The following is a 16235-nucleotide window of genomic DNA, read 5'->3' as shown; positions in this document are numbered from 1 at the left end:
AACTAGGTTCGCGGCGGCCGCCGATCGATCCCGTGGGGAGGTGGATCGGGGGTAGCGCCAGCACCACCACGGTGGTGGGGTGGGACACTCCCGTCGTGACGACCCGGCTGCGCGAGTGCTGGTCGGCGGCCCGGTTCCTCCTGGCCGGCGCCGGCACCTCGCTGCTGTCGGTCTTCGCCCTCGCCGGGCTGTTCGCGGTGCTGCTGCTGTGCCCGTTCGGCGTCGGGATCCCGTCGCTGGCCCCGGCGATCCGGCTGGCGCGCCGGCCCGTCGGGATCGACCGCCGCCGCGCCGCGCGCCGGCTCGGCGAGCCCGTTCCCGAGCCCTACCGGGACGGCTCCCCGCTGAAGGACCCGGCGACCCGTCGCGACGCCGCGTGGCTCGCGATCCACGCGGCGACCGGGATGTTGCTCGGCGCCTTGGCGATCGGGCTGCCGCTGGGTGCGGTTCAGCAGGTCGTCACGGCGTTCGTGTGGCCGGCGGTGCCGGGCGGGATCGAGGGGTCGGTCGGGATCGTCGTGAACTCCTGGCCGCGGGCCGGGCTGACGCTGCTGATCGGCGCCGCCTACGCCGCGTTGACGTTGCTGCTGCCGCGGCTCGCGCGCTGGCAGGCCCGCACCGCGCGGCGGCTGCTCGCTCCCGCGCCCGGAGTCGTCCTGGCCGACCGCGTCGCCGAACTGACGGCGACGCGCGCGGCCGCGCTGGAGGCGCACGGCGCCGAGCTGCGCCGCATCGAGCGTGACCTGCACGACGGCACCCAGGCGCGGATCGCGGCGGTCGTGCTGCAGCTGGGCATCGCGGGGCAGCTCTACGACCGCGACCCGGCGACGGTGCGCGACCTGCTGGTCAAGGCGCAGGACACCGCGACCGACGCGCTCGCCGAGCTGCGCACGGTCGTCCGCAGCATCCACCCGCCGCTGCTGACCGAGCGTGGCCTGGCCGGCGCGGTCCGCGCGCTCGGTGAACGCTCTCCGGTGCCGGTCGTGGTGGACGTCGAGTACGAAGCCGGCCGCCCGGCCGCGGTCGAGGCCGCCGCGTACTTCGTCGTGGCCGAGACGCTGGCCAACGTCACCAAGCACGCCGACGCGTCCCGGGTGGACATCACGCTCGGCGGCACCGCCGGTGTCCTGCGGCTGGTGGTCCGCGACGACGGCCGCGGCGGCGCCGACGAGTCCCGCGGCAGCGGCCTGGCCGGGATCCGGCGGCGCGCCGAGGCCTTCGACGGAACCCTCACCCTGACCAGCCCACCCGGTGGGCCGACCGTGCTGGAAGTGGAGCTGCCATGCGGGTCGTGATCGCCGAAGACGACGCTTTGCTGCGCGAAGGCCTGTCGCTGCTGCTGAAGACGGCGGGCATCGAGGTGCCCGCGGCGTTCGACAACGCGGAGGACTTCCTCGCCTACCTCGAAACCGACCGCCCGGACGCCGTCGTGATGGACGTCCGCATGCCGCCGACGCACACGGACGAGGGCCTGCGCGCGGCCGTGCGGGCCCGCGAGATCCACCCGGCGCTGCCGGTGCTGGTGCTCTCCGCCCACGTCGAGACGAGCTACGCGGTCGAGCTCCTCGCGGACGGCGTCGGCGGGGTCGGGTACCTGCTGAAGGAGCGGGTCGGCAAGGTCGAGCGGTTCCTCGACGCCCTCGAGCGGGTCGCGAAGGGCGGCACGGCGATGGACCCCGAGGTGATCGGCCGGCTGATGGCCCGCCGCCGCGCGGCCGACCCGCTGGCGGCGTTGACCACGCGCGAGCGCGAAGTGCTGGCGCTGATGGCCGAGGGCTACAACAACGGCACGATCGCCGAGCTGCTCGTGGTGAGTGACGGCGCGGTGCTCAAGCACATCCGGAACATCTTCGCGAAGCTCGGACTGCCGTCCGACGAGGGCGGGCACCGCCGGGTGCTGGCGGTGCTCGCCTACCTCGGCCGCGACGCGGGGTAGCGCTGGCACCACCCCCGATCCGGGTGCGCGCGGCATCGTTTCGCCCGCGGCGCGCTCCTAACGTTTCCGCCATGACCAACACCAACGCCCCCGCCCGGACCGCGACGCCCGTCCTCCTCTGGCTGGTTCTCCTTGTCAGCGCCGCCGTCAACGCCGGCGGCCCCCTCGTCGGCCTCGACTTCACGATCCGGATGATCGCCGGCGGCGTGGTGCTCGCCGCCGGCGCCGGACTGGTCACCTACTACGTCCGGCGCCGGAAGGCCTGAACCGCCAACGCCGGCACCACCAGCGCGGCCGCGGTCCAGATCGGCGCGGCGCGGCCCGCACCGAGGACCGCGCCCGCCAGCAGCGGCCCCGCCGTAGCACCGATGTTCAACGCCGCGGTCGCGTAGGACCCGCCCATCGTCGGGGCGCCGGTGGCCAGGTGCAGGATCCGGGTGATCACCGTGCCGCCGACCAGGAACGACAACGCTCCCTGCGTGAGCGCGAGGCCGACCAGTGCCGCGGGCACCTCCGCGGTGAGGGCCAAGACGACCCACCCCGCGAGAAGCAGCCCACCGCCGAGCGTGATGACCCGCGAAGGCCACCGGTCGGCGAGCCGGCCCGCCGCCGTGACACCGGCGAAGCACCCGACGCCGAACGCGGCCAGCACCACCGGCACCGGCGCGACCCCGGCGGCCACCGGCGCCAGGTAGGTGAAAACGCCGAACGTCGCCGCGTTGACCAGCGCGCCCAGCAGGAGCACCCCGGCCAGCGGACGGAGTTCGGCGAGCTCGGCACGCAGGTCCACCGGCACGGTGGCCGCCGGCGTGTCAGCGATCCGCCAGACACCGGCGAAGGCCGGCAGGCACAGCGCGGCGACCACCCAGAACGCCGCCCGCCAGCCGAGCAGCGCGCCGCCGGGGACCCCGGCCACACACGCCACCGTGGTGCCGCCGAGCAGGACGGCGAGCGCGCGGCCCTGCCGGTCCGGCGGCACGAGCCCGGCCGCGGCGGTCAGCGCGACGGCGAGGAAGCCCGCGTTGGCGACGGCGGCGACCAGCCGCGTCACGAGCAGGACGCCGAACGACGACGTCACCCCGCCGACGACGTGCATCACGACGAAGACGGCCAAGAAGCCGAGCAGGGCGGTCCGCCGCGGCCACGCCCGCGCGAGCGCGGCCATCAGCGGCGCGCCGGCGACCATGCCGACGGCGAAGGCGGACGTCAGGTAGCCCGCCTGCGCGAGCGAGACGCCGAGGCTGTCGGCGATGCCGGGCACCAGCCCGGCGAGCATGAATTCGGACGTGCCCGTGGCGAACACGGCGAGGGCGAGGAAGTACACGGAAAAAGGCACAGCGAGACTCCAGGGAACACGAGATCGGCAGCCGACTTCGTGGTCACCCGGGAAGCCCGGGAAAGCGGGAGTTACCGGGCCGCCGGAGTGACCGGCAGCCCCGCCCTGGACGCTTCGGGGCTCGACATGGTCCCGAGCCTACGGCACCGGACTTCTCACAGGCCGCGGAAGCTCGCCCGGTAGGCCTGCGGGCTGGTGCCGACCACCCGCTTGAACCGCTCCCGGAACGCCGTCGGCGAGCCGAACCCGACGTCGCCCGCGATGCGGTCCACCGGGTCGCCCGTCGCCTCCAGCAGGTGCTGCGCGCGCCGGACCCGGGCCCGCAGCAGCCATTGCAGTGGCGTTGTCCCGGTCTGCTCCCGGAAGCGGCGGTTCAGCGTGCGGGCGCTCATCCCCGCGTGCCCCGCGATGCCGGACAGCGTCAGCTCGGCCGCGCAGTTCTCCTCGAGCCACCGCAGCACCGGCTCCAGCTCGGAGCCGCGCGGGGTCGGCGGGGGATCGTGGACGATGAACTGGGCCTGGCCGCCCTCGCGCTCCAACGGCATCACCGACAGCCGGGCCGCCGCGGCCGCCACCGCGGAGCCGTGGTCACGGCGGATCAGGTGCAGGCACAGGTCCAGGCCGGCGGCCGCGCCCGCCGAGCTCAGGAACTGGCCTTCGTCGACGTAGAGCACGTCCGGGTCGACCGTCACCGCCGGGTGGCGGCGGGCCAGCTCGGCCGCCGCGGCCCAGTGGGTGGTCGCGCGGCGGCCGTCGAGCAGGCCGGTCTCGGCCAGGACGAACGCGCCCGAGCAGATCGACGCGATGCGGGTGCCCCGGGCCGCGGCCGCCCGCAACGCGGCCAGGACGTCCGGGGGCACCGGCGGCGGGTCCTCGGCGCGGCCGGGCAGGATGATCGTGTCGGCGTCCTCGAGCCCGCCGAGGTCCCACGGCGGGCGCAGCGTGAACGCGCCCGCGTCGAGCTCACGCCCGGTGCCGCAGATCCGGACCTCGTAGGCCGGCGAGCCGCCCAGGAGCGTCCGCGAGAAGACTTCGATGGGCGTCGCCAGGTCGAACGGGACGACCGTGTCCAGCGCGAGGACGGCCACGATGTGCATGCCCCCACGATAGATCGTCCACTATGGACGGAGACTGCGCAGCATCAGGTTCGCGAAGTGCTCACCCACCTGCTCTCCCGACAGCTCCCCCTCGGCGTGGTACCACATGCCGAGCCGGTGGATCGCGCCGTAGTGGTAGTTGATCACCAGGTCGGCCGGGACGTCGGCGCGGAAGACGCCGGTCCGCTGCCCTTCCTCCACCAGGCCGCGCACGCGCTCGTGGTAGGTGCGCCGCTCCGCCCGCACCTGGACCTGCTTGGACTTCTCCAGCAGCGGGAACGAGAGGAAGAACACGGTCGCCGCGTCGAGGTCGGCGATGCTCGTCACGACGACGTCGGCGATGATCGCGTGCAGCCGTTCCGGCAGCGGCAGGTCCGACTCGGCGATCGTCGTCATCCGGCGCGTCTGCATCCGCAGCATCGCCGTGTAGATCTCGAAGAGCAGGTCGTCCTTCGACTCGAAGTAGTGGTAGAGCCCGCCCTTGGTGACACCGGCCTCTTCGACGATCTCACGGACCGTGGTCGCCTCGAACCCCTTCTCCGCGAACAGGCGCACCGCCGCCCGCACGACCTTGTCCCGCACGTTCATGAGACCACCCTAGGTGAGCGGACGGGCCGGTCCGCACGGCGCCACGGACCGGCCCGCATATCACTTACCCAGCAGATTCACCTGGTCCGGGGTGGCGCGTTCACCGGTGTACGGCGTGATGGCCCCGGTGCCCCGGTCGGTGACCGACGGTGGCTGGATCACCGTCGTCGTGGTGTCCGGGTTGATCTTGAACACGTACGCGCCGGTGTAGCCGGAGTGCGAGTCCTTCGAGAACCCGAACGGCGTCAGGCCCGGCCCCTTGAGGGCGCCCGAGCTCATGGCGTCGACGATCTTCTGGCGGGTCGGGTCCGGCCCGGCGGCCTTCAGCGCCTGGCCGAACGTGTACGCCTGCACCATCCCGTAGAACAGTGTGTTGGTGAGCGGCTCCTTCGGGATGTACTTGTCGTGGATGCCCTTGAAGTAGGCGACCCACGGGTCGGACGTCTGCGCGACGTCGGGCAGGTAGCCGGTGCCGATCAGGCCGTTGAGCAGCTGCGCGCTCGACACGCTGGCCCCGCCGCGCTTGGCGAAGTCCTGCAGCAGCCCGGACAGCGTCGCCGGGTCCGCGCCGATGCTGCTGACCACGAACTGCGGTTTGTACCCGATCTTCGCCGCGGCCAGGATCGACAGCGCGGTGAAAGCCGGGATGCACTCGCACACCACGACCTCGGCGCCCGCGGCCTTGAGCGCGGACAGCTGCGGCGTCACGTCGGTGTTCGCGCTGTCGTAGCCCTGCCGCGCGACGGTCTGGTCCTTGACGAACTGGTCGAGCCCGGCCTGGGTGTCGCGGCCGACGTCGTCGTTCTGCGTGAAGTAGCCGATCTTCTTGCCCGCGAAGTTGTCCTTGATGTACTTGCCCTGGATCTTGCCTTCACGCGTGTAGTCCACCTGGTACCCGAAGGTCATCGGCGCCTTCTGCGGGTTGTCCCACGCGAGCGCGCCCGAAGACACCAGCAGGTCCGGCACGCCTTCGGTGTTCAGGTAGTCGACGACCTTCGAGTGCGTCGGCGTGCCCAGGCCGCCGACGATCGCGAACACCTTGTCCTGCAGGACGAGCTTCTTGACGACCTCGACGGTCTTGGTCGGGTTGTAGCCGTCGTCCTCGACCTTGTAGTCGATCTTGCGGCCGTTGATCCCGCCGGCGTCGTTGATCGACTGGTACACCGCGCGGGCGCCGACGGAGATCTTGCTGTACCCGGGCGCGGCCGGGCCGGTGAGCGGCTGGTGGGTGCCGATGACGACGGAGTCCTTCGTGACACCGACGGCCGAGTCGGCGGCCTGCTGGCCACCGCCGTCGCTCTCCCCCGCACCGCCGCACGCGCTGAGCGCGAGCGCCAGCACCGCGATTCCCGCGACGGTTCTAGTGGTTCTCATGGTTCTCCTTCTTTTCGGCGGGTCGACGGAGAAGTCCGCGCAGCCGGTGGAAACCGCCCTGGATGCCGCGGGGGAAGGCGAGCACGACGACGATGAGGATCACGCCGTAGACCGCGAGCGGGAGGTTGTTGGCCACGTCGGTGTTCAGGTGCAGGGCGTCGGCGAGGTCCTCGGACCAGGCCTGGAAGTACACGAGCGCGACCGCGCCCCACAGCGCGCCCCACAGGGACCCGAGCCCGCCCAGCACCACGGCCGCCAGCAGGCTCAGCGACAACGCGGGTGTGAACGAGCCGGGGGCGGCCGTGCCGAGCAGGAACGCCTGCAGGCCACCGGCCAGGCCACCGCAGACCGCGCTGATGAGGAACGCGAGGATCTTCGTGCGGCCGACGGCGATCCCGCCCAGCGACGCGGCGACCTCGTCGTCCCGCACGGCGCGGAAGTCGCGGCCGAGCCGCCCGCGGACGATGTTCAGCACCAGCACCAGCGCGATGAGCACGCTGAGCCAGACGACCCAGGTCTGCCAGCGCAGCTCGGGAACGGCCACCCCGGACGGTCTGCTGTGGACGGTGAAGCTCAGTCCGTTGCTGCCGCCCAGGAAGTCCTGGAACCGGCGGGTCAGCGCGGGCAGCCCGACGGCCAGCGCGAGCGTCGCCCCGGCGAGGTACGGCCCGCGCAGCCGGGCCGCGGCGGCCCCGGCCAGCAGCCCGGCGAGCCCGCCGGCCGCCGAGGCCAGCAGCAGGTCGGCCCACAGCGGGAACGACGGCACCCGCCGCACCAGCAGCGCGACCGTGTAGGCGCCGATGAACATGAAAGCGCCGTGGCCGAGGGAAACCTGGCCGGTGAGACCGGTGAGCAGCGTCAGCCCGGCCACCGCGATCAGGTAGTAGCCGATCGTCGCGATCCGGAGGTTGGTGAACTCGTCGGTGACCAGGGTCAGCACCACGACGACGGCGAACGCGGCCAGCGCGTACAGGACGTGGACGACGAACGGCGGCAGCGCCCGCTTCTTCGTCACCGTCTTCACCGGGGTTTCCGGAAGACTCGTGCGCACCGTCATACCCGCCTCACCTTCGCGCGGCCGAACAACCCGCTCGGCCGCACGATCAGCACGACGACGAGGATCGCCAGCGCGGCGATCGTCACCATCTCCGGTCCCAGGTAGCCGGACACGTAGGACAGTCCGATCCCGAGCACGAACCCGCCGACGATGGTGCCCAGCGGGTTGTCGAGCCCGCCGAGCACGGCCGCGGTGAGGGCGTAGACGAACACGCCGTCCAGCACGTTCGGGAAGAGGAACGGCGGGGTGGCCAGCAGCCCGGCCAGCGACCCGACGGCCGCGGCCAGCCCCCAGCCGACGGTGAGCATCAGCCCGACGCGCACCCCGAGCGTGCGCGCCACGTCCGGGGCGAACGCGGCGGCGCGCATCCGCAGGCCCAGCGGCGTGTACTTGAACACCACCAGCACGAGCGCGGCGATGGCGAGCACGATCAGCACGACGAACAGGTCGTTGGCGGAGAACCGGCCGACGAAGTCGAACGCGTACGGGAAGGCCAGCGGCTCGTTCGACCAGATCATGCCCGCGATCGCTTGCAGGACAAGGAGCAGCCCCAGGGTGACGATGATCGAGCTCAGCTCCGAGCGGTGCCGCAGCGGCCGGATCAGCAGCCGTTCGGTGGCGACGCCCAGCAGCGTCCCGGCGACGATCGCGACGGCGAAGCCGAGCCAGTAGCTGCCGGTCGCCTTCGTCACCGAGTACGCGAGGTACGTCGAGATCAGGGCGAGGGCGGGCTGCGCGAAGTTCACCACCCTCGTGGCCCGGTAGATGATGACCAGCGCGAGCCCCAGCGCCGCGTACACCGCGCCGGCGGAGATCCCGCCGAGGGTCAGGTCGAAGAAGTCCTGCATACCGGGCCCGTCACCTCCAAGTAGACGTTCAGAAACCGAGGTAGGCGTGGCGGAGGCCGTCGTCGGCCAGCAGCTCCGCCGCGGTGTCGACGGCCACGACGCTGCCGAGCGCGAGGACGTACCCGTTGTCCGCGATGGACAGCGCACTGTGCGCGTTCTGCTCGACGAGCACCACGGTGAGCCCGGTCGAGGTCCGCAGGTCCCGCAGGATCGCCATGATCCGGGCGGTGATCAGCGGTGCGAGGCCGAGCGACGGCTCGTCGAGCAGCAGCAGCTCGGGCCGGCTCATCAGGGCGCGGCCGATGGCCAGCATCTGCCGCTCACCGCCGGACAGCGTCGACGCGGGTTTCGCCGAACGTTCTTCCAGGGGCGGGAAAAGCTCGTACACCTCGCGTTTGGCGGCCGCGCGGTCGGCGCGGTCACGCCGCCACAGCGCACCCAGCCGGAGGTTCTCCTCGACGGTCAGCTCGGTGATCACCCCGCCGCCCTCGGGCACGTGCGCGACCCCGCCGCGGGCGATGCGGTCCGGCGCGCGGCCGGTCAGTTCCGTGCCGTCCCAGGTGATCCGGCCGCCGCGGGCCGGCTGCAGGCCGCTGATCGTGCGCAGCAGCGTCGTCTTGCCCGCGCCGTTCGCACCGAGCACCGCGGTGATCCCGCCGCGCTCGACCTTCAGCTCGACGCCGTCGAGCGCGCGGACGGCGCCGTAGGCCACGGAAAGCTCGCTGATCTCAAGCACCGGGCGCCTCCTCGGCGGGGTCACCGAGGTAGGCCTCGGCCACGCGGGGGTCGGCCTGGATCTCGGCCGGCGTGCCCTCGGCGATCACCTCGCCGAAGTTGAGCACCACCACGCGGTCGCAGACCTGCATGACCAGGTCCATGTGGTGTTCGACGAGCACGACCGCCATGTGCCGGCGCAGCGAGAGGATCAGCGTCGCGAGCTCGACGAGCTCCGCGGCCGAGAGCCCGCTCGCGGGTTCGTCGAGCAGCAGCAGGTCGGGCTCGGCCACCAGCGCGCGGGCGAGGGCGACGCGTTTGCGCACCCCGTAAGGCAGAACCCCGGGCAGCCGGTCGGCGAGGTCGGCGATCCCCAGCTCACCGAGCGTCTCCCGGGCGCGGGCCGCCAGGTCGCCTTCGTCGCGCGCCGAGCGGCCCGCGCCGACGAGCGCCGGGAGCAGGCCGGTCCGGGCGTGCCGGCCCGCGCCGGCCATCACGTTCTCGAGCACGGTCAGCCCGGCGAAGAGGCCGAGCCCTTGCAGCGTCCGGACGATGCCGAGCCCGGCGAGGTGCTCGGGACGGTGCCGGACCAGCGGCTCCCCGCGCCACAGCACCCGGCCGGACTGCGGCCGGACGAAGCCGCAGACGACGTTGAACAGCGTGGTCTTGCCGGCGCCGTTGGGCCCGATGACCCCGACGACCGTGCCGGCGTCGACGCTCAGCCGGACGTCGTGCAGCGCGGTGAGGCCGCCGAAGCGCACGGTGAGGCCGTCGACCACGAGCAGGTCCTCGCCGGGCAGTGCCTCGCCAAGCCGTGTCGTCATCGACGCTCCTGTCTCACCAGGTGGACCAGCCCGTACCGCGCGGTCGGTATGAAGAGGGTGGGGCGCGACGCCGGTCGTGTCAAGGTGCGACGGGATCTTGGCGGGCGGTCCGAAAATTTCGGGAAGCGAGCCCGCCGGGGGAAGTCCTTACGCCACAAACGGCGAAGGGCGGGTGCGCCGGTTCGCGCACCCGCCCTTCGCCGTCCGGCTCCCGGTCAGCCCGTGCCGGCCTGCGGCGCGAGCATCGAGGAGGCGTCGAGCTTCGTCTGGACGACACCCAGCTGCTGCAACAGGTCCGGCACCCGCTGGATGCGGCGGGCGTCCAGGGTGGACCCGAAGGCCGGCATCACCATCAGGCTCGCGATGTCCTGGTCCACCTTGGCGTTGCGGACGACGAGCGGCTCGATCCGGGCCCGGTCCACCGCGGCGCGCGTGGCGTTGAGCATCGCGCGCTGGAACGCGCGCATCGTCTTCGGGTTGTCCTGGACCCACTTGGCCGTGGCGCCGAAGCCGGTGAGCGGGAAGCCCTCCGTGCTGCCGCTGGCGGCGTCGATGACCGGGAAGGCGCCGGCCGTCTTGGCGGACTGCGTGAGGAACGGTTCCGGCTGGTAGGCGGCGTCGACCCGGCCCTGCGCCAGCGCGGACCCCATCTCCGGCAGCGGCATCGGGACCCACTGCACCTTGGTGGTGTCGACCCCGTGGTCGCGCATCACGGACCGGGTCAGCACGTCGGAGGCCGCGTTCTTGGAGCTGATGGCGATCCGCTTGCCGCCCAGGTCGTTCACGGTCTTCACCGGCGAGTTCGGCACGGTGACGATCTCGTTGCTACGCGGGCTGGCCGACGTCGCGTCGGCGATCAGCCGGAGGTCCGCGGTGCCGCTGCTCTTGGCCAGGAAGAACAGGGTGTAGGTGGACAGCGCGAGGTCGTCCTGGCCGCCGGCCATCCGGTTCAGCGCGTCCTGGCCGCTGGCGCCCAGGTCGGTCTGGACGTCGAGCCCCTCGGCCTTGAAGTAGCCCCCTTCCTGGGCCAGCCACAGGCTGGCGAGGTCCACCGAGGCGAAGATGGCGACCTTGATCGACGGCTTTTCGACGGCGCCGCCGCTGCCCGATCCGCTTCGCTGGCTGCACCCGGCGGCCAGCAGGGTGAGCACGAGTGCGAGCACGGCGAGCCGTCGTGTCGTGGCGCGTGGGGGCATGCCACTCCTTGCAAAAGAATCTTGAGAGCACGGAATCCGGCTCGACGAGCCATGATTCGCCGGACTGTAGATGACGATTTCCGGGTCCGCAATTACGTTGCCGAGAAATGCGCAAGCCCTCGTTCGGGGGAAAGAGTGACGGACGGAAAGCAGGTAAGCACACACAGGACCGTGCTCACCAAGGGAAAGAAACCCACGAGAAACCGGCACACAGCGTGATCGTCAGCCGCCATCCGGCCGAACCCACTACGGCGGATGAGCGCAGCGGCGTGCCACCGGTACCAAGCGATCACAAAACCGATCGCTCGCACCGCGGCGAATTGTGAAAAGTGGATCAGCCGTAACGAACGCGGGCGGACCGGAGACTCTGGCGCAAAAAGGGTGGGAAGATGACCGAATCCTGGAAGTACCGGCCGCCGATGCTCGCGCGGCGGTCCGGCCACGAAGCCGCGACCGCCGGGGGCGGCATCTTCGTCTTCGGCGGCGCCGAGGGGGCCGGGGACTTCGGCTCGGTGGAGACCCGCCGGGTGGCGGGCGACGGGGAATGGCGCTTCGTGAGTCCGATGCCGACGGCGCGGGCGGGCCTCGCGGTGGGTGTCGCCGGCGGACTGGTCCACACCGCGGGCGGCCGCACCGCCGACGACCGGGCCACGGACGTCGTGGAGGTCTACGACCCGGCGGGCGACCAGTGGGCCGCGGGCCCGCCGCTGCCCGGCCCGCTGGATTCGGCCGCGGGCGCCGGGTTCGCCGGGAAGGTCTACGTGGCAGGCGGTTTTGCCGAAGACGCCACAGACGCGGTCCTCGTGCTCGACCCGCAAGATCCGCGCCCGCACTGGGTTCCGGTGGCCCCGATGCGCACACCGCGGGCCGCCTTCCGGCTGGTCGCCGCCGGAGAACACCTCTACGCGCTCGGCGGCCTGCCCGGCCGGCGGCAGGACGCGCTCGACTCCGTGGAGCGGTACGACCCGGCGTCGGACACGTGGGAAACCGTGCCGCCGATGCACAAACGGCGCGGTCTCCCGGGCGCGGCCGTGCTGACCGGGGACGGCCGGACCCGGATCGTGGTGGCCGGCGGTGGTCCCGTGCCGGGCCGGGACGCGGCCACCGGGGACCGGACGACGGAGGTCTACGACCTGGCCACACAGGAGTGGCGGCTGCTGAGCGGGCTCCTGCCGCAGGGCCGGCCTTCGCTCGTCTGCGCGCCGCGGTCGGCGAACCGGGTGCTCGCGATCGGCGGCGGCGCGGGGCTCTTCGGCCGGCTGATCACCGTGCCCGACGTGCTTTCGCTGAAGATCCCGTGAGGGGCCGCCGCCCGGCGGCGACGGCCCCCGCCGGTCAGCAGAACCAGCCGGCCTGGATCCAGCCGCGCTGGTTCACGTGCCCCATCGCGTACCCCTCGGCCCAGTCGCCGCTGGGCGAGTACCGCGACAGCTCGAAGTGGTCACCGCGGTAGAGGGTGCCGATGATGACGCCGGCGGGCTGCGTCCGGACGTAGAGGTCCTGGGCGCAGATTTCGTGCACGGTGCCCGCCGAAGCGGCCGGGGCGAAAGTGATCGCTGCGGCGGCCGCGAGGGCCGCGGCCGCCGTGATGCGTGCGGTGGTCATGGGAGCTCCTGGTCAGTTGAGGGAGAAGCAGCTGCGGAGCAGGAAGCCCCACTTGCTCGTGCCGTGCCAGAAGACGTCGGCCGAGTTCTGGTCCGAGGTGATGTAGCGGACGCCGATGTAGTTGCCCTGCACGAGCGTCGCGATCGGGTCGGAGTGGCCCTGGCCGGGGGTGTAGTTGCCGAAGAGCGTGGCGCTGGCGCAGGTGATGTGCGCGGCGCGCGTCGGCACCCACGGGTCGTTGACGGTGCCACTTCCACTTTGGACGGTCGCTTCGGCGGGCGCGACCGCGAGGCCGCCCGCCGCGACGGCCAGCAGGGCCACCGCGCACGCGCGTTTCACCGTGGTGAACAACATTTTGGTCCTTTCCGGACGGCTGTTGTGCCGTACGGAAAAGAACTACCGAGTCCGCCGTTCGGGCGGAAGCCCACAGGATGACCGGGCGTGCACACTTCGGGTCTGCCCGTGCACCCGCCCCCGCTCAGGTGATCTTCCCCGCGGCTTCGGACGGCGTGACGAACCGGCGCAGCCCCGGCGTTCCCGCGCCGACCAGCACCACCGCCACCACGCACAGCAGACCCCCGCTGACGAGCGCGAACCCGCCCGACGTCACCCCCGCCACCAGCCCGCCCCGCAGGTTGCCGACGTCCGGGCCCGCCTGGCCCACGATCTGCTCCGCCGCCGCAACCCGCCCCAGCAGCGCGTCCGGGGTGTTGAGCTGCACCAGCGCGCCGCGCGAAACGACCGACACGGTGTCTGCCGCTCCCGCCAGCACCAGGCACGCCAGACCCAGCCACGGATCCGGCGCCAAGCCGAACCCCGTCAGCGAAACGCCCCACAGGATCGACCCGGCCAGCATCACCCAGCCGGGCCGCGGCAGCCGCGTGAACGTCCCCGAGAACACCGACGCCGCCACCCCGCCGACCGCGATCGCCGACAGGAACAGGCCCAGCGTGCGCGGGTCACCCGCGAAGCGTTCCTGGTTGACCAGCGGGAACAGGCTGATCGGCATCGACAGCACCGTCGCGGCGAGGTCCGTCAGCAGCGCGCCGCGGACGACCGGGGTCCGGACCAGGAACGCCAACCCGTCGAGCACCCCGCGCACGCCGGGCCGCGACGGCTCGCCGTCGGGGCGCATCGGCGGGAGGCCCAGGACGCCGTAGAACGCCATGCCGAACGTCAGCGCGTCCACGAGGTAACACCCGCCGACACCGAACCGGCCGAGCACCAGGCCACCGAGGGCCGGCCCGAGCAGCATCGCGCCCTGGAACGCGATCCGGTTCAGCGCCAGCCCGGCGGGCAGCTGCGCCGGCGGCAGCAGCCGCGGGACGAACGTGCGCGCGACCGGGCCGCCACCCGCGACAAAACACGACTGCGCGGCCACCAGCCCCAGCACGGCCAGCACCGGGACGTCGCCCAGAAACCCCTGCACCACCAGGAAAACCGCGCAGACCGCCTGGCCCGTCGTGGTGACGAGGGCGAACTTCCGCCGGTCGACGCGGTCCACCAGCGACCCGGCGAACAGCCCGAACACCACCACCGGCGCCGCCTGCGCGAGCCCGACCGCGCCGGTCCAGACCGGGCTGCGGGTCTGCTCCCAGACCTGGAACATCACCGCGACCAGCGTCATCTGGGCGCCGAAGCCGGAGAAGACCCGGCCCAGCCAGAGCCGCCGGAACGCCGGCGACGTCCGCAACGGTGTCAGGTCGACAAGAGCGCGGGTCAGGGCCACGGCAAAACTATAACAGCGCTTATATAATTCTGAATTCCAGCAGGCAGCGGTCGGCTGCCAGATCCACGACCGCGTCGAGCGCCAGCCCGTGCGCCGCGGCCAGCGCGCGGAACTCCTCGACCCCGCGCTCGCGGCCGCCGAAGATCACCAGCATCGCCAGGTCCGACCCGGTGTCCGCCCGCCGGCCCCCGACCGGCTCGACGACCAGGACCCGCCCGCCCGGCGCCGCGGCTTCGACGCAGCGGGCCAGGATCCGGTGGGCGTGCTCGTCGTCCCAGTCGTGCAGGATGTCGCTCAGCAGGTAGGCGTCCGCCCCCGGCGGCAGCGGGTCGAAGAAGCTGCCCGCGACGACCTCGGCCCGGTCGCCGAACGCTTCGAGGGTGCGCGCGGCCCCGGCCGCGGCCGGTCCGAGGTCGACCAGCGTGCCCCGCGTCCCCGGGCAGGCGGTGAGAATCGCGGCCAGCAGCTCCCCGGTGCCGCCGCCGACGTCGACGAGCGTGGGGAACCGCGCCCAGTCGTGCCCGGCGACGATGCCCGGCACCTGGTCGCGGAACCGCAGCTCCATCTGCCGGTCGAACGACTCGCGCAGCGGCGGGTGCGCGGCGAGGTCGGCCCAGAAGTCCTGCCCGTACCGGCGCGCGTAACCGCCTTCGCCGGTGGTGACGCTGTGCAGGAGCTCGACGAACGCCAGCTCGGCGCGCCCGCCCGCGGTGTCCAGGCGCAGGAGGAGGTTCGTGAAGCCGTCACCGCAGAGCTCGGCGCCGTACTCGGTGGTGCGGTAACCGCCGGAGGTGTGCTCGAAGAAGCCCAGGGTCGTGAGGTGCCCCAGCAGCAGCCCGAGCGGAACCGGCGCGGCACCGAGCTCGGCCGCGAGGTCGTCGGCGGTGGCGCTCGTGCCGCGCAGCCGATCCGGCAGGCCCAGCGTCACCGCCACCCGGATCGCCATGGGTGTCGCCAGTGAGGCCAGCCGAAGGATGTCGTTCCCCATGGGCCGATCATGGCAGCGGCGCGGACCCGTTGTCCCGCGAGAAAAGCCGGGCTCCACAAGGGACAGTGCGTGACCACGCGGGCACCAGCAGCAAGGGGAAGCACTTTGGAAGCCGGTTCGGGCAAAGTCGGTGGTAACCGAACGCAAGAGGAGAGCTCATGAGAGCCGGTGCAATCCAGGCCGTCATCGGCACGGCCCTGCTGGGGATCGTCGTCTTCGCCCCCGCCGCGGCGGCGGCCGGGGGTCCGCCCACCGACCCCTCGCCGGTGGGCGGAGTCGGGAGCGGCCCCTACATCGGCGACGTGCCCAAGCCGGCCCCGCCCGGCGCCGGCACGGCGAGCGCCGAGATCAGGTAGGCCGCGCGCAGGACCGCGTCGCGCAACAGGGCGGCGCTGTCCTGCGCCCGGGCCGGGGTGAGCACGAACCCCGCGCTGGTGTGCTCACCCCAGCCGGCCATCACGTGCGGCTCGCCGAACCCGCGGATCGGGCACGGCAGCGGCGGCGCCACCGGCAGGTGCGCGTCGCTCGCCTGCAGGCTGACGTCGGCGCGCTCCGCCCGGGCCGGCACCGCCCGTGCCGCCCGGGCCGGTGGCGCCTGGTGCGCCACGACGAGTGCCCGCGAGACCCCCAGCCCCGCGGAAACCCGTCGTTGCGCCAGCCGGTAGGCGACCAGCGCGCCGAGCCCGGCGCCGAACAGCACGTGCGGCCGGGCGAGCACCCCCGCCAGCTCCCCCACCAGTGACTCGACCAGCAGCCACATGTCCCGGTACGGGTGCTCGTCCCGCCGTTCCCCCCGGCCGGGCAGCTCGACGACGTGCACCGCGATCCGCGGATCGCGCCACGCGCGATAGCGGCCGGCCGCCTCGCCGACGTCCGGGAAGCAGACGAACAGCGTGCGATCCGGGTCAGCGGTCTCCACCGGCGGCCTCCAATTCCTCCCAGC

At 72.7% G+C, this 16235-nt stretch carries 19 protein-coding genes; 5 read left to right on the top strand and 14 right to left on the bottom strand.

Going from position 1 to position 16235, the window contains the following annotated elements:
- The first annotated feature begins 95 nt into the window (after nt 1-95).
- The 3 genes from ACZ63J_RS34630 to ACZ63J_RS34620 all read left to right on the top strand — a co-directional run bounded on the left by ACZ63J_RS34630 (nt 96) and on the right by ACZ63J_RS34620 (nt 2202).
- Complete coding sequence (locus tag ACZ63J_RS34630) at nt 96-1295, top strand: sensor histidine kinase (RefSeq protein ID WP_465398945.1); 1200 nt, start codon at nt 96-98, stop codon at nt 1293-1295.
- Nucleotides 1283-1936 (top strand): response regulator, encoded by a 654-nt coding sequence (locus tag ACZ63J_RS34625; protein WP_465398944.1) that lies wholly within the window; start codon nt 1283-1285, stop codon nt 1934-1936. Before ACZ63J_RS34630 ends, ACZ63J_RS34625 begins: the two co-directional genes overlap by 13 nt.
- A 71-nt stretch (nt 1937-2007) precedes the next feature.
- Nucleotides 2008-2202 carry a hypothetical protein gene (locus ACZ63J_RS34620; protein ID WP_465398943.1) on the top strand — a complete coding sequence of 65 codons (195 nt, stop codon included), beginning with the start codon at nt 2008-2010 and terminating at the stop codon, nt 2200-2202.
- On the opposite strand, the gene ACZ63J_RS34615 is transcribed toward ACZ63J_RS34620, so the two are convergent.
- The 9 genes from ACZ63J_RS34615 to ACZ63J_RS34575 form a co-directional block, all read right to left on the bottom strand.
- Complete coding sequence (locus ACZ63J_RS34615; RefSeq protein ID WP_465398942.1) at nt 2178-3272, bottom strand: Cmx/CmrA family chloramphenicol efflux MFS transporter; 1095 nt, start codon at nt 3270-3272, stop codon at nt 2178-2180. The genes ACZ63J_RS34620 and ACZ63J_RS34615 overlap by 25 nt on opposite strands.
- 155 nt (nt 3273-3427) lie before the next feature.
- The gene (locus ACZ63J_RS34610; protein WP_465398941.1) at nt 3428-4369 is read right to left on the bottom strand and encodes a GlxA family transcriptional regulator; all 942 of its coding nucleotides are present in this window, start codon (nt 4367-4369) and stop codon (nt 3428-3430) included.
- Between the two features lie 21 nt (nt 4370-4390).
- A complete protein-coding gene (locus ACZ63J_RS34605; protein WP_465311567.1) occupies nt 4391-4957 on the bottom strand; it encodes a TetR/AcrR family transcriptional regulator in 567 nt (188 codons plus the stop codon).
- A gap of 60 nt (nt 4958-5017) precedes the next feature.
- Nucleotides 5018-6331 (bottom strand): ABC transporter substrate-binding protein, encoded by a 1314-nt coding sequence (locus tag ACZ63J_RS34600; RefSeq protein ID WP_465398940.1) that lies wholly within the window; start codon nt 6329-6331, stop codon nt 5018-5020.
- The gene (locus tag ACZ63J_RS34595) at nt 6318-7388 is read right to left on the bottom strand and encodes a branched-chain amino acid ABC transporter permease (protein ID WP_465398939.1); all 1071 of its coding nucleotides are present in this window, start codon (nt 7386-7388) and stop codon (nt 6318-6320) included. The genes ACZ63J_RS34600 and ACZ63J_RS34595 overlap by 14 nt, the downstream gene beginning before the upstream one ends.
- Complete coding sequence (locus tag ACZ63J_RS34590; protein ID WP_465338417.1) at nt 7385-8236, bottom strand: branched-chain amino acid ABC transporter permease; 852 nt, start codon at nt 8234-8236, stop codon at nt 7385-7387. The genes ACZ63J_RS34595 and ACZ63J_RS34590 overlap by 4 nt, the downstream gene beginning before the upstream one ends.
- Before the next feature lie 28 nt (nt 8237-8264).
- A complete protein-coding gene (locus tag ACZ63J_RS34585; protein WP_465398938.1) occupies nt 8265-8972 on the bottom strand; it encodes an ABC transporter ATP-binding protein in 708 nt (235 codons plus the stop codon).
- Nucleotides 8965-9774, bottom strand: coding sequence for an ABC transporter ATP-binding protein (locus tag ACZ63J_RS34580; RefSeq protein ID WP_465311572.1), 810 nt, complete (start codon nt 9772-9774; stop codon nt 8965-8967). The genes ACZ63J_RS34585 and ACZ63J_RS34580 overlap by 8 nt, the downstream gene beginning before the upstream one ends.
- 215 nt (nt 9775-9989) lie before the next feature.
- Entirely contained in the window at nt 9990-10970 is a 981-nt protein-coding gene (locus ACZ63J_RS34575; RefSeq protein ID WP_465398937.1) for an ABC transporter substrate-binding protein, read from the bottom strand.
- A gap of 389 nt (nt 10971-11359) precedes the next feature.
- Here ACZ63J_RS34575 and ACZ63J_RS34570 point away from each other — a divergent pair, with 389 nt between their 5' ends.
- Complete coding sequence (locus ACZ63J_RS34570) at nt 11360-12271, top strand: Kelch repeat-containing protein (RefSeq protein WP_465398936.1); 912 nt, start codon at nt 11360-11362, stop codon at nt 12269-12271.
- 34 nt (nt 12272-12305) lie between these two features.
- Here ACZ63J_RS34570 and ACZ63J_RS34565 read toward each other — a convergent pair whose 3' ends face one another.
- The 4 genes from ACZ63J_RS34565 to ACZ63J_RS34550 all read right to left on the bottom strand — a co-directional run bounded on the left by ACZ63J_RS34565 (nt 12306) and on the right by ACZ63J_RS34550 (nt 15292).
- Nucleotides 12306-12575, bottom strand: coding sequence for a hypothetical protein (locus tag ACZ63J_RS34565; RefSeq protein WP_395934066.1), 270 nt, complete (start codon nt 12573-12575; stop codon nt 12306-12308).
- A gap of 12 nt (nt 12576-12587) precedes the next feature.
- Nucleotides 12588-12929 (bottom strand): hypothetical protein, encoded by a 342-nt coding sequence (locus ACZ63J_RS34560; protein ID WP_465398935.1) that lies wholly within the window; start codon nt 12927-12929, stop codon nt 12588-12590.
- Nucleotides 12930-13053: 124 nt separating this feature from the next.
- Nucleotides 13054-14304, bottom strand: coding sequence for an MFS transporter (locus tag ACZ63J_RS34555; RefSeq protein WP_465398934.1), 1251 nt, complete (start codon nt 14302-14304; stop codon nt 13054-13056).
- A gap of 19 nt (nt 14305-14323) precedes the next feature.
- Nucleotides 14324-15292, bottom strand: coding sequence for a methyltransferase (locus tag ACZ63J_RS34550; RefSeq protein ID WP_465398933.1), 969 nt, complete (start codon nt 15290-15292; stop codon nt 14324-14326).
- Between the two features lie 158 nt (nt 15293-15450).
- Here ACZ63J_RS34550 and ACZ63J_RS34545 point away from each other — a divergent pair, with 158 nt between their 5' ends.
- The gene (locus tag ACZ63J_RS34545; RefSeq protein ID WP_465311578.1) at nt 15451-15648 is read left to right on the top strand and encodes a hypothetical protein; all 198 of its coding nucleotides are present in this window, start codon (nt 15451-15453) and stop codon (nt 15646-15648) included.
- On the opposite strand, the gene ACZ63J_RS34540 is transcribed toward ACZ63J_RS34545, so the two are convergent.
- Complete coding sequence (locus tag ACZ63J_RS34540) at nt 15582-16211, bottom strand: thioesterase II family protein (RefSeq protein WP_465398932.1); 630 nt, start codon at nt 16209-16211, stop codon at nt 15582-15584. The two genes, ACZ63J_RS34545 and ACZ63J_RS34540, sit on opposite strands and share 67 nt — an antisense overlap.
- Nucleotides 16212-16235 lie beyond the last annotated feature (24 nt).

The sequence above is a fragment of the Amycolatopsis sp. NPDC104863 genome, from assembly GCF_055582965.1.
This window is presented reverse-complemented; position numbering and strand designations above follow the sequence as displayed.

Excerpts from the sequence above, each read along its gene's own strand:
- ACZ63J_RS34625 (WP_465398944.1), top strand. The coding sequence starts at position 1,283 with ATGCGGGTCGTGATCGCCGAAGACGACGCTTTGCTGCGCGAAGGCCTG.
- ACZ63J_RS34620 (WP_465398943.1), top strand. The coding sequence starts at position 2,008 with ATGACCAACACCAACGCCCCCGCCCGGACCGCGACGCCCGTCCTCCTC.
- ACZ63J_RS34610 (WP_465398941.1), bottom strand. The coding sequence starts at position 4,369 with ATGCACATCGTGGCCGTCCTCGCGCTGGACACGGTCGTCCCGTTCGAC.
- ACZ63J_RS34605 (WP_465311567.1), bottom strand. The coding sequence starts at position 4,957 with ATGAACGTGCGGGACAAGGTCGTGCGGGCGGCGGTGCGCCTGTTCGCG.
- ACZ63J_RS34600 (WP_465398940.1), bottom strand. The coding sequence starts at position 6,331 with ATGAGAACCACTAGAACCGTCGCGGGAATCGCGGTGCTGGCGCTCGCG.
- ACZ63J_RS34595 (WP_465398939.1), bottom strand. The coding sequence starts at position 7,388 with ATGACGGTGCGCACGAGTCTTCCGGAAACCCCGGTGAAGACGGTGACG.
- ACZ63J_RS34590 (WP_465338417.1), bottom strand. The coding sequence starts at position 8,236 with ATGCAGGACTTCTTCGACCTGACCCTCGGCGGGATCTCCGCCGGCGCG.
- ACZ63J_RS34580 (WP_465311572.1), bottom strand. The coding sequence starts at position 9,774 with ATGACGACACGGCTTGGCGAGGCACTGCCCGGCGAGGACCTGCTCGTG.
- ACZ63J_RS34575 (WP_465398937.1), bottom strand. The coding sequence starts at position 10,970 with ATGCCCCCACGCGCCACGACACGACGGCTCGCCGTGCTCGCACTCGTG.
- ACZ63J_RS34570 (WP_465398936.1), top strand. The coding sequence starts at position 11,360 with ATGACCGAATCCTGGAAGTACCGGCCGCCGATGCTCGCGCGGCGGTCC.
- ACZ63J_RS34565 (WP_395934066.1), bottom strand. The coding sequence starts at position 12,575 with ATGACCACCGCACGCATCACGGCGGCCGCGGCCCTCGCGGCCGCCGCA.
- ACZ63J_RS34560 (WP_465398935.1), bottom strand. The coding sequence starts at position 12,929 with ATGTTGTTCACCACGGTGAAACGCGCGTGCGCGGTGGCCCTGCTGGCC.
- ACZ63J_RS34550 (WP_465398933.1), bottom strand. The coding sequence starts at position 15,292 with ATGGGGAACGACATCCTTCGGCTGGCCTCACTGGCGACACCCATGGCG.
- ACZ63J_RS34545 (WP_465311578.1), top strand. The coding sequence starts at position 15,451 with ATGAGAGCCGGTGCAATCCAGGCCGTCATCGGCACGGCCCTGCTGGGG.